Here is a 15243-nt window from a genome sequence, read left to right on the forward strand (position 1 = left end):
TACGTGACGCTGACCGCCGCGACCGGACCGTCCGCCCTCCAGGCGGGCTCCGTGCAGTTCCTCCACGACAGCCCGACCGGCTTCGTGACAGCGCTCTCCAAGGGTCTTCCGGAGACGGCACGGTGATGGGCCTCCTCCTGGGCTCCTTCCCGCTCGCGGGCCGGGTCCTGGAACCCCTGGTGGCCGCCGTCAACGGCATCCCCAAGATCGCCCTCGCACCACTCTTCCTGCTGTTCTTCGGCATCGGCCCCTGGTCGAAGATCAACATCGCGGTGACGGGCGTGTCCTTCGTCGTCTTCTGCAACGTCTATCTCGGCCTGCGCCTGCGAGAACGCGAACTCGTCGAGATCGTCCAGGTGATGGGCGGCCGCCGCCACCACGTCCTCGGCTACGTCACGATCCCCACCCTCGCCGCCCCGTTCTTCGCCGCCCTCAAGACCGGCGGCCCGCTCGCGATCCTCGGCGTCATCGGCGGCGAGTTCATCGCCTCCTCCGAAGGTGTCGGCCACGAACTGTTCACCTCGGCCATGAACCTCGACGCCGCGACCGAGTTCGTCGGCCTGATCGTCCTGGTGGTGATGACCCTCATCCTGAACGGAGTGCTGAGCCGGCTGGACAAATACGCGCTGAAGCGACTGGGGCTCGGTCCGCGGCGGTCGTCCGAGCGACGCGCCGGTTGACCGCCGGGCCACAACACCCCTGATCACACCGGGTTTCCCGGTCGTCCCCCGGACGGGCAACAGGAAACCCGTCGACCCCGGAACTCCCCCGGGACAGGCTGATCCCCGTCAGCACGAAGCACGGCCTGCGACGACGCAGGAGACCCACTAGGGGGAAACATGCGCACGATGTTCCGCGCCGCCGCCACGTTCGCGACCGCCGCCACCGCTCTGGTGGCGATGAGCGGGGCGGCCCAGGCGAAGCCCGCCGACGGGACCCCCTGGGACGGATGTCCGTCCGGGGCGGTCTGCATCTACGGCGAGGGCGTGGTCCCGGCGGACAACCCGCACCCGACCAACGTGTACTACAGCTACGGCGCCCACAACCTCAGCAACCAGTTCGGCCAGCACTGGATCCTCAACAACCAGACCGGCGGCGCGTCCGCGAGCCTGTGCAACGGGTCCAACGGCACGAACTGCACCACGACGATCGCCCAGGACAACGGCCTCCGCGTCAACTTCACGCCCATCAACTCCATCACCCTCAACAGGCCGTAGCGGGAACTTTCGCCACGGGGGAGCACTGCCGGGACCGGTCCACACCGGTCCCGGCAGTTCCGTTTTCGCCACTCCGGGTGAAAGTCCTCTCTCCCTGTCCGACCCCCGCAGTAGCCTGGGCATCCGCCGTCTCACGATCCGGGCAGGCCAGTGCCAGGGGGGATGCCTTGGGGGATCAGCACCACGACCACGCGGGCGCCGACCGGTCCGACCAACCGGGAAGCACCGCACAGGCCACGCCGTCCTTTCCCGCGCAGCTGAGACGGCTGCGCCGGGAGCGCGGACTGTCGCTGGCCGATCTCGCACGTCAGACGCACTACAGCAAGGGCTATCTCAGCAAGATCGAGACCGGCGTCAAGCGGGCGACCGTCGACGTGGCCCGCCAGTGCGACCACATCCTGCGCGCCGACGGCGAGTTGCTCCGGCTGGTGCGCGAGGCCGCCCCGGCCGAGCGCGGCGCCGGGCCGTCCACCGACACCGGTACGCCCGCCTGTCCGTATCGCGGACTCTCCGCGTTCACCCCGCAGGACGCGGCCTGGTTCTTCGGCCGGGAGCGGGCCACGGCCGCGCTCGTCGAGCGGGTCTTCCAACGCGTCGGCGGCGGACCGCTGTTGCTCGTCGCCCCGTCCGGCGCCGGCAAGTCCTCGCTCCTGAACGCCGGTCTCGTCCCGGCGTTACGCCGCCCCGGCGGCTTCCCGATGCCGGGCGCCGAGCGCTGGCCGGTGGTCGCGCTCACGCCCACCGCCCATCCGCTGGACGAACTCCTCGAACGTACGGCGAAGGTCCTCGGCAGCGATCTCGACCTCACCGCACCGCAGTTGGCCGACCGCCCCGAGGTGTTGCTGGAAGCGGTCCGGGCCCGCTCGGAGGGCGCCCCGCCCGGTGCCGGCGGCCGCCGCCCGCCACCGGCCCTGCCGGTGCTGCTGGTCGACCAGTTCGAGGAACTGTTCACCCTCTGCTCCGACGAGAGCGAGAGACGCGCCTTCGTCCGGGTCCTGTGGGCGCTGTCCACCGGCCCGGACCCCGCCGTCGTCGTGCTCGGCGTCCGCGCCGACTTCACCGGACGCTGCCTCGAACTCCCGGAACTCGCCCCGGTGTTCACCGACGGACTGTTCGTCCTGCTCCCCATGTCCGTGGCGGAACTGCGGGAATCCATCACCCGCCCCGCCGAACTCGCGGGCGTCACCCTCGAACCAGGCCTGGTCCCCCTCCTCCTGCGCGACGCCGGCCTGCGCGACGAACCGGGCACCGCGCACCGCGCCACCGCCCCCGACGACACCCCGTCCGGCGCCCTGCCCCTCGTCTCCCACGCCCTCCTCGCCACCTGGCAGCAGCGCGAGGACACCACCCTCACCGTGGCCGGATACGAGCGCACCGGCGGCATCCAGGGCGCCATCGCCCGCACCGCCGAGACCGTGTTCGCCCAGCTGTACCCGGCCGAGCAGAAGACCATCCGGCGCGTCCTGTCCCGCCTCGTCCACGTCTCCGACGAGGGGACCGCCGCGACCCGACGCCGCGCCGGCCGCAGTGCCCTGATGGAACAACTCGCCGACGCGGACGCCGCCTCGGCCGCCCTCGACGTCTTCGTCCGGGCCCGGCTGATCACCGTGGACCGCGACACCGTCGAGATCACCCACGAGGCCCTGCTGCACGCCTGGCCCCGGCTGCGCGACTGGATCCACGCCGACCGGGCCGGACTCCTCATCCACCAGCAACTCGCCCACGCAGCCGCCGAATGGGAGCGCGAGGACCGCGACCCGTCCGCCCTCTACCGCGGCACCCGCCTCGACACGGTCCGCGCCTGGGCCGACGAACTCGACGGCCGCACCCGCCTCGGCCTCCGCGAAGAGGCCTTCCTCAAGGCCGGCCAGGCGGAGGAGGACACCCGCCGGCATCTGGCGAGACGTCAGATCCGGTTCCGCCAGGCCCTGTTCGCGACCCTCGCCGTCCTCCTCTGCCTCGCTGTGACCGCCGGCGGCCTCGCCTACCAGCAGCGCGCCAGTGCCCTGGACCAGGAACGCGTCGCCCGCTCCCAGGCCCTCGCCGTGCAGTCCACCTCCCTGGCCGGCAGCCAGCCCGAGGCCTCGATGCTGCTCGCCGAGGAGGCCTACCGCGCCGACCGCACCCCCGAGGCCCGGGGCGCCCTGCTCAGCACCCAGGCCCAGGCCTTCTCCGCCCGCCTCGTCGGCCACCACGGCCCGGTCAACGCGGTCGCCTTCGCCCCCGACGGCAGACTCCTCGCGACGGCCGGCTCGTACGGCACAGTCCAACTGCGCCGCACCACCGATCACCGTACGACCGCCACGCTCACCCTTCCCGGACGGGTCCGCTCGGTCGGCTTCAGCCCCGACGGGACCACCCTCGCGGCGACGTCCAGCGACGGGCCGGTACGGATCTGGGGCACCGCCGACCACCGGGTGCGGGCCCTGCTGCCCGCGAGCACCACCGGCGCCCGCGCCCTCGCCTTCGACCCCCGCGGCCGTACCCTCGCGATCGCCGGCGAGGATGGAACGGTCCAACTGTGGGACATCGGCAGCGACAACCCGCCCGTGGTGCGGCTCGCCGGGCACACCGGGCGGGTCAACACGCTGGCCTACGCCTCGGACGGGCGGACCCTCGCCTCGGGCGGTTCCGACCGGACCGTACGGCTCTGGGACACCGACCGGGGCCGCCCACTCGCCGTGCTCAAGGGGCACACCGACGAGGTGCTCGGGGTGGCGTTCGCGCCGGACGGGCGGAGCGTGGCCTCCGGGGGCGTCGACCGGACCGTACGCCTGTGGGACGTGGCCTCGCACCGGGCCACGGCCACGCTCACCGGGCACAGCGACGACGTCAACGCCGTCGCCTACACCCCTGACGGCAGCACGGTCGTCAGCGCGGGCGGCGACGGCACGACCCGCCTGTGGGACGTGCGCACCGGACGGCCGGCCGCGGTCCTCGCCGGGCACACCGACTACGTGATGTCCGTCGCCGTGAACTCCACCGGAACGACCCTCGCCACCGGCGGCTTCGACCAGTCGGTGGTGCTGTGGGACCTGCGCGGCCCGGTGCTGACCGCCCGCCCGTTCACCGAGGTCTCGCAGGCCGCGTACAGCCCGGACGGCAAACTCCTCGCGACCGCCGACGCGGACCACACCGTCCGCCTGTGGGACGTGGCCCAACGCCGGGTCGTGACAACGTTCACGGGCCACCGCGAGAGCGTGTTCTCGGTCGCGTTCTCCCCGGACGGCCGCACCCTCGCCTCGGCGGGCTCCGACGGCACGATCCGGCTGTGGGACGTCCGCTCGCACCGCGCGCTCGCGACCCTCACCGGCCACACCGGGGACGTCTTCTCCGTCGCGTTCGCGCCCGACGGCCGCACCTTCGCCTCCGCGGGCGCCGACCGCACGGTCCGCGTGTGGGACGTCCAGGGCCACCGCCAACTCGCCGTTCTCAACGGCCACTCGGACTCCGCCAACGATGTCACGTACAGCCCCGACGGCCGCACCCTCGCCAGCGCGGGCGACGACCTGACCGTCCGCCTCTGGGACACGGCGACCCACCGCCCGCTCGCCACCCTCACCGGCCACACCGGCGCGGTGAGGGGCGTGGCCTTCAGCCCCGACGGCCGGACCCTCGCGAGCAGCAGCAACGACGGCACCGTCCGCCTGTGGGACGTCCGCCACCGCCGCTTCGAGGCCTCCCTCACCGGCCACACCGGATCCGTGCGCGGCCTCGCCTTCTCGCCGGACGGCCACCTCCTCGCGAGCAGCGGCAGCGACCGTACGGTACGGCTCTGGGACGTGTCCGGGCGGCGGCCGTGGGCCACGCTCACCGGGCACACCAACGCGGTGTGGGGCGTCGCGTTCGCGCCCGACGGGCGGACCCTCGCGAGCAGCAGCAACGACGGGACCGTCCGCCTGTGGGACCTGGACCTCGGCGCCCGGCTCACCCGAATCTGCCGTCTGCGCAAGGCGATCGGCCCCGAGGAGCGCAGGACGCTGATGCCGGGACTGCCCGTGTCGTTCACCCCCGCGTGTGCGAAGCCCTGAGCGCGGAGGGCGAAGTGCCCCTGGCGGGAGGGGGTTTCCCAAGGGTTTCCCGTTGCCCTTCGGGGTGGGGTGACGCCGGGTCCTCGACCGGCCGGGCCGGGCTCGGCAGGCTGGTGCACGACCAGTTACGGACCACAGGAAACGGGGGTCCCGGCATGCTCCGGCGGACCGGAATCATCGGCACACTCATCGGGTTACTCGCCCTCATCCTCTGGGCACCAGCGGCCGTCGCCGACCCGGCCGCACCGGCGGCCAGCGGCTGCGGTGTGCTCGCACCCGGCGGCTCGGCCGCCGCACAGAGCGCGATCGCCGCGGCCTGCGCCCAGGTCGACGCGGGCACCTGGTACACGTGGGGCGGCGGCCACGGCGCGCGGCCCGGCGCCACCTACGGCCAGGTCGACCCCACCGACCCGGCCAGCAACCAAGACCCCGAGCGGCTCGGCTTCGACTGCTCGGGCCTCGTCCGCTACGCCTACGCGCAGGCCGCCGGCTCCGACATTCTCAACGGCGACGCGAGCCGGCAGTACTACACCACCCGTGCCGCCGCCCGCTTCACCGCCGCCCAGGGCCTGGCCCCGCTGCTCCCCGGCGACCTGCTCGCCTACGGCGACTCCGCGGACCTGCACCACATCGCGATCTACCTCGGCGCGGGCAAGATGGTCGAGGCCAGGCAGTCCGGCACGCATCTGATGGTCAGTGACGTGCGCCTGGGCGGCGACTACTTCGGGGCTGTCCGCGTCAACACCGGTGCGGTGAACGGGCATGTCTTCCAGACCTGGGGCGAGGGCGTCTGGACGAAGACGGCACCTTCCGTCAGTGCCACCCGCGTCTACGCCTTCCCGGGCCCGACCAGCATCCGCGTCGAATGCCAGAAGCACGCCGAGGTCGTCACCTCGGACGGCTACACCAACGACGCCTGGTCCTACCTGCCCGACTACAAGGCCTGGGTGACCAACATCTACATCCAGGGCCCGGCCTGGCTGGACGGCGTCCCCACCTGCACCTGATAAATCCCGTGCTCCACACCCCGGGCTCCCCTACACTCGCCACATCCGTCGACGAGTGAGGGGAGCCCGGCCGTGTGTCACCGCACCGCTGTCGTCGTTCCCCGCTCCCGGTACGAGGTGATCCTCGTGTCTCCGGCCGCCCGGTACCCGCTGCGCGGCCGGTACCGGATGCCCGTGACGTGACGACCATCTGACGCTCCGTCAACTGCCCCCTCCCGCACGGGAATCGCGCCGCCCTGCACGGAATCACTTTCGAAAGGCCACGGGCCGTGCGCACCGAACGCCCTCTCACCACCCCGCTCTCCGCCGTCCGCAACCTGGGCATCCTCGCCCACGTCGACGCCGGCAAGACCACCGTCACCGAGCGGTTCCTCTACCTCACCGGCACCACGCACAAGCGCGGTGAGGTCCACGACGGCACGACCGTCACCGACTTCGACCCCCAGGAGCGCGACCGTGGGATCACCATCTTCGCCGCGGCCGTCACCTGCGCCTGGGACGGTCACCGCGTCAACCTGATCGACACCCCGGGCCATGTCGACTTCGCCGACGAGGTGGAGCGTTCGCTGCGCGTCCTCGACGGCGCGATCGCGGTGTTCGACGCCGTCGCGGGCGTGGAGCCGCAGAGCGAGTCGGTGTGGCGCCAGGCCGACCGGTACGGCGTGCCGCGGATCGCCTTCGTCAACAAGCTGGACCGCGCGGGCGCCGACCTCGACACGGCCGTCGCCTCGATCCGCGAACGGCTCCACCCGGCGCCGCTGGTGGTGCAGTTGCCGATCGGCACGGAGGACGGGTTCACCGGCGTCGTCGATCTGCTGCGGCTACGGGCCCTGGTGTGGGCCGACGGCAGCGACACGGTGCGGGAACTCCCGGTCCCGGAAGGCCTGTTGGAGGAGGCGCGGCGACGCAGACGACTGCTGGAGGAGGCGGTGGCGGAGCTGCACCCGGGTGCGCTGGAGGAGTTCTACGACGGATCGACCCTGTCCGCCGAGACGTTGAGCGCCGCCCTGCGCGACCTCACCCGCACCGGCGACGGTGTGGTCGTGCTGTGCGGCTCGGCCTACCGCAACCGCGGCATCGAACCGCTGCTGGACGCCGTAGTGGCGTATCTGCCCTCGCCGTTGGACGTGCCGGCGGTACGGGGGACGTACGACGGCGGCGAGCAGGAGCGGGCGGCCGATCCTCGACTGCCGCTCTCCGCACTGGCGTTCAAGGTGAGTGCGACCGGCACCGGGCGGCTGACGTACCTGCGGATCTATTCGGGCACGATCGAGAAGGGAGACACGGTGTGGGACCCGGGCGCGCGGCGCACCGAGCGGATCGGGCGCATCCTGCGGGTGCAGGCCGACCGGCACGAACGGCTGGAGCGGGCGGTCGCCGGGGACATCGTCGCCGTGGCCGGACTGAAGTCCGCCCGCGCCGGCTCGACCCTGTGCGCACCGGACGCCCCGCTCGTCCTCGAACCGCCCGCGGTCGCCGACCCGGTGGTCTCCGTGGCGGTCGAGGCCCGCAGGAGCACCGACACCGGCCGACTGGCATCGGCTCTGGCCCGACTGGCCGAGGAGGACCCGTCGTTGGTCGTCCGGACCGACGACGAGACCGGCCAGACGGTCCTGTCCGGCATGGGCGAACTGCACCTGGAGGTCGCGGTGGAGAAGATCCGCCGGGCCACCGGCGTGGACGTCAACGTCGGCCGCCCGAGGGTCGCCTACCGGGAGACGGTCGTGCGCGGGGTGTCAGGACTGGTCTTCCGGCACGTCAAACAGGACGGCGGATCAGGGCAGTTCGCGCATGTCGTGCTCGACGTCGAGCCGATGGAGGGCCTCGGCTTCGCGTTCCGTTCGGCGGTCGTCGGCGGGCGCGTGCCGCAGGAGTACGTCCGCTCGGTGGAGGCCGGCTGCCGTGACGCCCTCACCGAGGGGCCGATCGGCGGGTTCCCGGTGACCGGGCTGCGCGTGACGCTGACCGACGGGGCGACCCATGTGAAGGACTCCTCGGAAACGGCGTTCCGCACGGCCGGCCGCCTCGGCCTGCGGGAAGCCCTGCGCGCCTGCACGACGGTCCTCCTCGAACCGGTCGTCGAGGTCACCGTCACCGTGCCCGAGGACGCGGTCGGCGGAGTGCTCGGCGACCTGGCCGCACGGCGCGGCCGCGTCACCGGCTCGACGACCCGCACGGGTTCGGCGATCGTCACGGCGACCGTGCCCCTGGCCGAACTCTTCGGCTACGCGACGCGGTTGCGCAGCCGGACACAGGGCCGGGGGACGTTCACCGCCCGGCCGACGGGGTACGCACCGGCGCCGGGTGGGGTGACCGTCCGGTGACGGTGGGGGGTGCGGACCGAAGGGGGAGCTTCGGCCCGCACCCGCCACGTACTCAGGGACTCCACGTACTCAGGGACTCCGGGGATCTCAGGGGTACGAGACCACCGTGGACGGTACGGTCGACGTGCCCGAAGTCGCCGGGCCCGTCTCGTTGATGACGTGTTCGTACTGGCCCTGGCCGCCGAGCGAGACGACGAGCAAATCGTGGAACTTCACGCCCGAGCGGTTCGGGGCGGCGAAGCCGTTGTGCTGCACGATCGTAGGGGCGACGTTGTAGTAGCAGTAACTGCCGAGACCCCAGCCCTCGTGCACGGTCACGTTGTCGGCGACCTTGTACGCGGCGTAGCCCTTGATCGACCCGTTCTGGATCGCGGCCTGGTTCGGGGCGTCGTACGCCTTCTCGTTCTGGAAGAAGATCGTGCGGCCGCGCTCGCCGTTCCACTGCACGTCGTACTTGTTGAAGTGCTCCACGAACAGACCGGTGGCCAGCACGTCGGCGCCGCCCACGACGAGGCCGTAGTCGGCCCGGTTGGTGTCCCAGCCGATGCCCGTGCCGTGGTCGGCGCGCCAGAGCCAGGTGTGGTCGACGATGGTGTGGCGGTTGTTGATGACCATGCTGGTGGTGGCCTTGCCCGCGCCCGCGCCGCCGATGCGGACGAACACGTCCTGCACGGTGGTCGGGTTGGCGGAGTGGTCCGTCGTCGTGCCCGCGGGGCCGACTTCCAGCAGGGTGTTGGAGTTGACCGTGCCCGCGTCGATCAGGAACCCGGCAAGCCGTACGCCGTCGACGTCGGCGGTCTTGAGGGCCGTGACTCCGTTGTCGGGGACGAGAGTCGCGTAACCCAGGCCCAGGACAACGGTGTTGGCGCGGTTCACCTGGATCGGCTGGTCGAGGTGGTAGATGCCCGGGGTCAGCAGGAGGTGAAGTCCCTGGGTGAGCGCCTGGTTGAGGGTGGCCGCCGTGACGCCCGGCTTCGCGACGTAGAACTGGGACAGGGACAGCGAGGTGCCGCGCGGTGTGCCGTTGCCCCAGGTCACGCCGCTCGCGTTGGTGCGCTTCTCGGGGAGGAAGACGCGGTACTCGGTGCCGTTCAGGTACAGGAAGGGCTTCTCGCGGGAGACCGGTGTCGTGGCGAGGGTGGTGTACACCGGGTTCGGGAAGCCCTGCGCCGGAGCACCCTGGACGCCTGAGAACACCATGTTCCAGACGCCGTTGAGCCAGCTGCCGATCACGCTGTCCCGGGTGTACCACTGCTGCTGCGAGTACGGCTGGACCTGGCCGTCGATCCGGCTGTCGGCGATGTAGCCGCCGCTGGCCCAACCGTAGCCGTTGGGCGAGAGGTTGAGGCTGCCGCGCACATGCATCCGGCGGAAGGGGGCCGCCTGAGCCACGGCCCACCTGTTGGTCCCGCTGACGGGCACGAGCGCGAGGTTCTCCGCCGAACGCCAGAAGTTCTGCGTGGCGTTGCCGTTGAACCAGCCGGCGTCGACCGTGATGTCACCGTTGATCGTGGTGTCGTCGGGGGAGAGGCCGAGGCCCGAGATCGAGGTGTAGAAGCCGAGTTGGGCGTTGAGCCCGCTGTACGTGCCCGGCTTGAACAGCAGTTGATAGCGGCCGGTGCCGAACTGGGCCGTCTCCTGCTGGGCGAAGATCTGGTCCAGCTTCGCCTGGATGCCGGCGGTGGACGGGTCGAAGACGATGACGTTGGGGCCGAGATCGCCTCCGCCCGGCAGGGTGGCAAGTGGCTTGTTCGCGGCGGGAGTTGTGGGGGCGGCGGACGCGGGCGTCGGCAGGGCGGCCAGCGCGGACACGGCTGCGGCCGCACCGAGAACGGTTCTGCGTGGAACTGAGGACATGTCGCGGCTCTCCTTGTTCATGAAATGAACGCCGGTGGGGTTGGGAGCGCTCTCTCGCGGGGGAATGCTTCAGGTCCGTGAACGCGGCCGTCAAGAGGTACGACCGAGTTCGACGAGTGGCGTCCAAACTCTTGACGCCTCTGGCTTCCGAGGTTTAACTCACGTCCTAAATTAAGTCGTGAGTGCATTCCCTGAAGGGACACCCGGAGTATGCGCAGCATCCGAGCCGCGGCCGTAGGCGCCGTCACCATGTCACTCGCCCTAGCGGCCACGGCCTGCGGAGGCGGTTCCACGGGTGGGGGATCCAACGACTCGCCCAAGACGCTCACCTACTGGGCCTCCAACCAGGGCGCCAGCATCGCGATCGACAAGAAGGTCCTCCAGCCCGAACTCGACAAGTTCAAGAAGCAGACCGGCATCACGGTGAAGCTGGAGGTCGTGCCCTGGTCCGACCTGCTCAACCGCATCCTCACCGCGACGACTTCCGGCCAGGGCCCCGACGTCCTGAACATCGGCAACACCTGGAGCGCCTCCCTGCAGGCCACCGGCGCCTTCCTCCCGTGGAACGCGGCCAACTTCGCGAAGATCGGCGGCAAGGACCGCTTCGTCGACTCCGCGCTCGGCTCGACCGGCGCCACGGGCAAGGACCCGGCGGCCGTCCCGCTGTACTCGATGGCGTACGCGCTCTACTACAACAAGCAGATCTTCGCCGACGCGGGCATCTCCCAGCCGCCCGCCACCTGGGCCGAGTTGGTGGCCGACGGAAAGAAGATAGAGGCGAAGGGCAAGCAGGCGCTCGGTGCCGAGGGCGCCAACGTCTCCGAGAACATCCACCACGCCTTCGTCTTCGCCAAGCAGCACGGCGCCGACTTCTTCACCGCCGACGGCAAGGCCGACTTCACCAACGACGGTGTGGTGGCCGCGGTCAAGCAGTACGTCGACCTGATGGCCAAGGACAAGGTCATCCCGGTCGGCAACGCCGAGTACGCGCAGAACCAGTCCGTCAGCGACTTCGCCAAGGGCAAGACCGCGATGCTGCTCTGGCAGTCGGCGTCCTCCAACCTCAAGTCCCAGGGGATGAGCGACAGTTCATACGGCATCGCCCCGGTCCCCGTGCAGTCCGGCACCCCGGGCACGGGCGCGCAGATGAACTCCATGGTGGCCGGCATCAACCTGTCGATCTTCAAGAACACCGACAACCTCGACGGTGCCACCAAGTTCGTGAAGTTCATGACGAGCGACGCCGAGCAGAAGATCCTCAACACGGAGTACAGCACCATCCCGCCGGTGAAGACCGCGCAGGAGGACACCGCGTTCAACACCCCCGCGAACGCCGTCCTCAAGGACACCCTCGCCAAGAGTGCCGCCGCGCTGCCGCAGGTCGCCGACGAGTCGCAGTTCGAGACGGCGGTCGGCACCGCCGTCAAGGACCTGTTCGCCGACGCCGCCGCGGGACGCGCGGTCACGACCGCGTCCGTCAAGGCGGAGCTCGAAAAGGCTCAGCAGCAGATGCCGGCGAAGTGAGTGCGACTGTGACGAGCACTGTCACCCCGGAGGCCGCCGTGGGGAAGGATCCTTCCGCCACGCCGGCCCCCGGCCCGCGCCGCCGCCGTACCGACCGGATCCGCCGCATCGGACTGCCGTATCTGCTGCTCCTGCCCGCCCTGATCCTCGAACTCCTGGTCCACCTGGTGCCGATGGTCATCGGCATCGTCATGAGCTTCAAGGAGCTCACCCAGTTCTACATCCGCGACTGGGGCACCGCGCCCTGGTCAGGCTTCGGCAACTACAAGGTCTCGGTGGACTTCAGCGCCCCCGTGGGCAAGTCGCTCCTCCACTCCTTCTTCGTCACCGTCGTCTTCACCCTGCTGTCCGTCTGCTTCTGCTGGCTGATCGGCACGGTCGCCGCGATCTACATGCAGGACAACTTCCGCGGCCGGGGTCTGCTGAGAGCGCTCTTCCTGATCCCGTACGCGCTGCCGGTCTACGCGGCCGTCATCACCTGGGTGTTCATGTTCCAGCACGACAACGGCCTGGTGAACCACGTCCTGCACGACCAGCTGCACATCACGAGCAAGCCGTCGTTCTGGCTGATCGGCGACAACAGCTTCTACGCCCTGCTGATCGTGCACGTGTGGAAGGGCTGGCCGTTCGCCTTCCTCATCGTCATGGCCGGCCTGCAGAACATCCCCAAGGAGCTGTACGAGGCGGCGTCGATCGACGGCGCCGGCCGGTTGCAGCAGATCCGCCGCATCACCCTGCCGTCGCTGCGCCCCGTCAACCAGGTGCTGGTCCTGGTGCTGTTCCTGTGGACGTTCAACGACTTCAACACGCCGTACGTCCTGTTCGGCAGGTCGGCCCCCGAGGCCGCGGACCTCATCTCGGTGCACATCTACCAAGCCTCGTTCGTCACCTGGAACTTCGGCACGGGCTCCGCGATGTCGGTCCTGCTGCTCCTGTTCCTGCTCGTCGTCACCGGCGTGTACCTGGTGCTCACCTCACGTGGACGGAGGTCGGCCGATGTCTAGCGCGTCGCCGATGGCCCCGCCCCGCTCCTTCATCTGGTCGCGGCGGATCTTCCTCACCCTGCTCGCCGGCTTCGTCCTGGTGCCGGTGTACGTCATGCTCTCCAGCTCCCTCAAACCCCTCTCGGACGTCACGGGCAAGTTCCGCTGGCTGCCGAGCGGTCTGACGATCCGCCCGTACATCGACATCTGGTCGACGGTCCCGCTCGCGAAGTACTTCATGAACTCGCTGATCGTGTCCGTCGCCGCGACGGTCTGCTCGGTGGTGATCGCGGTCTTCGCCGCGTACGCCGTCAGCCGCTACGAGTTCCGAGGCAAGCGCGTCTTCACGGTCACCGTCCTGTCCACCCAGATGTTCCCCGGCATCCTCTTCCTCCTCCCGCTGTTCCTCCTCTACGTCAACATCGGCAACGCCACGGGCATCGCCCTGTTCGGCTCGCGCGGCGGCCTGATCCTGACGTATCTCACCTTCTCGCTCCCCTTCTCCATCTGGATGCTGATCGGCTACTTCGACTCCGTGCCGAAGGACCTGGACGAGGCCGCGCTGGTCGACGGCTGCGGTCCGCTCGGCGCGCTGCTGCGGGTCGTCGTACCGGCCGCGATCCCCGGCATCGTCGCGGTCGCCGTCTACGCCTTCATGACCGCGTGGGGAGAGGTCCTCTTCGCCTCCGTCATGACCAATGACTCGACCCGCACGCTGGCCGTCGGACTCCAGGGCTACTCCACGCTCAACGACGTGTACTGGAACCAGATCATGGCCGCCTCGCTGGTCGTCAGCGTGCCCGTGGTCGCCGGCTTCCTGCTGCTGCAGCGCTATCTCGTCGCCGGGCTGACGGCGGGCGCCGTCAAGTGACCGACCCGACCAAATCGGCTGACTGTGAAGGAACTTCAGTGACCATCGACTTCGCCGCACTCCCGCACGACTTCCTGTGGGGCACGGCCACAGCGGCGTACCAGATCGAGGGCGCCGTCGCCGAGGACGGGCGTTCGCCGTCGATCTGGGACACCTTCTCGCACACTCCCGGAAAGATCGCGAACAACGACAACGGCGACGTCGCCTGCGACCACTACCACCGCTGGCGCGAGGACATCGGCCTGATGCGCCAACTCGGCGCCAACGCCTACCGGTTGTCGATCGCCTGGCCCCGGGTGGTCCCCGGCGGCGACGGCCCGGTGAACCCCAAGGGCCTCGCGTTCTACGACGAGTTGGTGGACGGACTCCTGGAGGCGGGCATCACCCCCTCCGTCACCCTCTACCACTGGGACCTGCCCCAGGCGCTCCAGGACCGCGGCGGCTGGCCCGAGCGCGCGACCGCCGAGCACTTCGCCGCGTACGCCTCGGTCATGGCCGAACGCCTCGGCGACCGCGTCACCCACTGGACGACCCTCAACGAGCCCTCCTGCTCGGCCTGGATCGGCCACCTCGAAGGCAAGATGGCGCCGGGCTGGACCGACCTGACCGCCGCCGTCCGCGCCTCCTACCACCTGCTGCTCGGCCACGGCCTCGCCGCCCAGGCGATCCGCGCCGCCGTCCCGTCCGCACAGGTCGGCATCGTCAACAACCTCTCCACCGTGTATCCCGCCAGCGACCGCGACGAGGACGTCCAGGCCGCCCGCCGGCAGGACGGCCACGTCAACCGCTGGTGGCTCGACCCGGTCCACGGCCGCGGCTTCCCGGCCGACATGGTCGAGACGTACGGCGTCGAACTCCCGGAACAGCCGGGCGACTTGGCGACCATCGCGGCACCCCTGGACTGGCTCGGCCTGAACTACTACTTCCCGGCGACCGTCGCCGACGACCCCACCGGCCCCGCTCCCTACACGCGCGCCGTGCGCCGCCTCGGCGTCCCGCGCACCGGCATGGACTGGGAGATCGACGCGTCCGGCATCGAGACCCTGCTGCTCCGCCTCACCGAGGAGTACGCCCCCCACAGGATCTACGTCACCGAGAACGGCTCCTCGTTCCCCGACGTCGTACGCCCCGACGGCACCGTCGACGACCCGGAACGCCAGGACTACCTGGTCCAGCACCTCGCCGCCTGCGCCTCGGCCGCCCGCAAGGGCGCCCCGCTGGCGGGCTACTTCGCCTGGTCGCTGCTCGACAACTTCGAGTGGGCGTACGGCTACGACAAGCGGTTCGGACTGGTCCACGTGGACTACGAGACCCAGGTCCGCACGATCAAGGGCTCCGGCCGCCGGTACGCGGACATCATCCGCGACCACCGCAGCCGGGCCCGGCGCGCGGCCTGAGCAAGGCCGCCCCGGTGGGCGCGGGCGGGGGA

Annotated in this window: 11 protein-coding genes; 10 read left to right on the forward strand and 1 reads right to left on the reverse strand. The window is 70.5% G+C overall.

The features are described from left to right. Window positions 1-3 precede the first annotated feature (3 nt). The 6 genes from ACFWP5_RS10270 (at window position 4) to fusA (ending at window position 8579) form a co-directional block, all read left to right on the forward strand. The gene (locus ACFWP5_RS10270) at window positions 4-126 is read left to right on the forward strand and encodes a hypothetical protein (RefSeq protein ID WP_384153245.1); all 123 of its coding nucleotides are present in this window, start codon (window positions 4-6) and stop codon (window positions 124-126) included. Further along, window positions 126-680, forward strand: coding sequence for an ABC transporter permease (locus ACFWP5_RS10275; protein WP_384153248.1), 555 nt, complete (start codon window positions 126-128; stop codon window positions 678-680). Before ACFWP5_RS10270 ends, ACFWP5_RS10275 begins: the two co-directional genes overlap by 1 nt. 159 nt (window positions 681-839) lie before the next feature. Next, entirely contained in the window at window positions 840-1217 is a 378-nt protein-coding gene (locus ACFWP5_RS10280; protein ID WP_384153251.1) for a hypothetical protein, read from the forward strand. Between the two features lie 167 nt (window positions 1218-1384). Continuing rightward, complete coding sequence (locus tag ACFWP5_RS10285; protein ID WP_384153254.1) at window positions 1385-5248, forward strand: helix-turn-helix domain-containing protein; 3864 nt, start codon at window positions 1385-1387, stop codon at window positions 5246-5248. Between the two features lie 155 nt (window positions 5249-5403). Further along, on the forward strand, window positions 5404-6255 hold the full coding sequence (locus ACFWP5_RS10290) for an NlpC/P60 family protein (protein WP_384153257.1): 852 nt from the start codon (window positions 5404-5406) through the stop codon (window positions 6253-6255). 269 nt (window positions 6256-6524) lie between these two features. After that, window positions 6525-8579, forward strand: a complete 2055-nt coding sequence (fusA, locus tag ACFWP5_RS10295; protein WP_384153260.1) for an elongation factor G — start codon at window positions 6525-6527, stop codon at window positions 8577-8579. A gap of 87 nt (window positions 8580-8666) precedes the next feature. On the opposite strand, the gene ACFWP5_RS10300 is transcribed toward fusA, so the two are convergent. After that, complete coding sequence (locus ACFWP5_RS10300) at window positions 8667-10436, reverse strand: coagulation factor 5/8 type domain-containing protein (RefSeq protein WP_384153263.1); 1770 nt, start codon at window positions 10434-10436, stop codon at window positions 8667-8669. A 210-nt stretch (window positions 10437-10646) separates the two neighbouring features. Here ACFWP5_RS10300 and ACFWP5_RS10305 point away from each other — a divergent pair, with 210 nt between their 5' ends. The 4 genes from ACFWP5_RS10305 to ACFWP5_RS10320 are packed head-to-tail and all read left to right on the forward strand — an operon-like array spanning window position 10647 to window position 15211. Further along, window positions 10647-11960 (forward strand): ABC transporter substrate-binding protein, encoded by a 1314-nt coding sequence (locus ACFWP5_RS10305; RefSeq protein WP_384153266.1) that lies wholly within the window; start codon window positions 10647-10649, stop codon window positions 11958-11960. Window positions 11961-11968: 8 nt separating this feature from the next. After that, entirely contained in the window at window positions 11969-12964 is a 996-nt protein-coding gene (locus ACFWP5_RS10310) for a carbohydrate ABC transporter permease (protein ID WP_384153269.1), read from the forward strand. Window positions 12965-12974: 10 nt separating this feature from the next. Next, window positions 12975-13814 (forward strand): carbohydrate ABC transporter permease, encoded by an 840-nt coding sequence (locus tag ACFWP5_RS10315; protein ID WP_384153369.1) that lies wholly within the window; start codon window positions 12975-12977, stop codon window positions 13812-13814. 38 nt (window positions 13815-13852) lie between these two features. Next, on the forward strand, window positions 13853-15211 hold the full coding sequence (locus ACFWP5_RS10320) for a GH1 family beta-glucosidase (RefSeq protein ID WP_384153272.1): 1359 nt from the start codon (window positions 13853-13855) through the stop codon (window positions 15209-15211). Window positions 15212-15243 lie beyond the last annotated feature (32 nt).

Source organism: Streptomyces sp. NPDC058469 (assembly GCF_042721125.1).
Classification (GTDB): Bacteria; Actinomycetota; Actinomycetes; order Streptomycetales; family Streptomycetaceae; genus Streptomyces.

Bases quoted from the DNA above. Each gene is read 5' to 3' on its own strand.
- ACFWP5_RS10280 (WP_384153251.1), top strand. From the start codon at position 840: ATGCGCACGATGTTCCGCGCCGCCGCCACGTTCGCGACCGCCGCCACC.
- ACFWP5_RS10305 (WP_384153266.1), top strand. From the start codon at position 10,647: ATGCGCAGCATCCGAGCCGCGGCCGTAGGCGCCGTCACCATGTCACTC.
- ACFWP5_RS10290 (WP_384153257.1), top strand. From the start codon at position 5,404: ATGCTCCGGCGGACCGGAATCATCGGCACACTCATCGGGTTACTCGCC.
- ACFWP5_RS10300 (WP_384153263.1), bottom strand. From the start codon at position 10,436: ATGTCCTCAGTTCCACGCAGAACCGTTCTCGGTGCGGCCGCAGCCGTG.
- ACFWP5_RS10275 (WP_384153248.1), top strand. From the start codon at position 126: ATGGGCCTCCTCCTGGGCTCCTTCCCGCTCGCGGGCCGGGTCCTGGAA.
- ACFWP5_RS10315 (WP_384153369.1), top strand. From the start codon at position 12,975: ATGGCCCCGCCCCGCTCCTTCATCTGGTCGCGGCGGATCTTCCTCACC.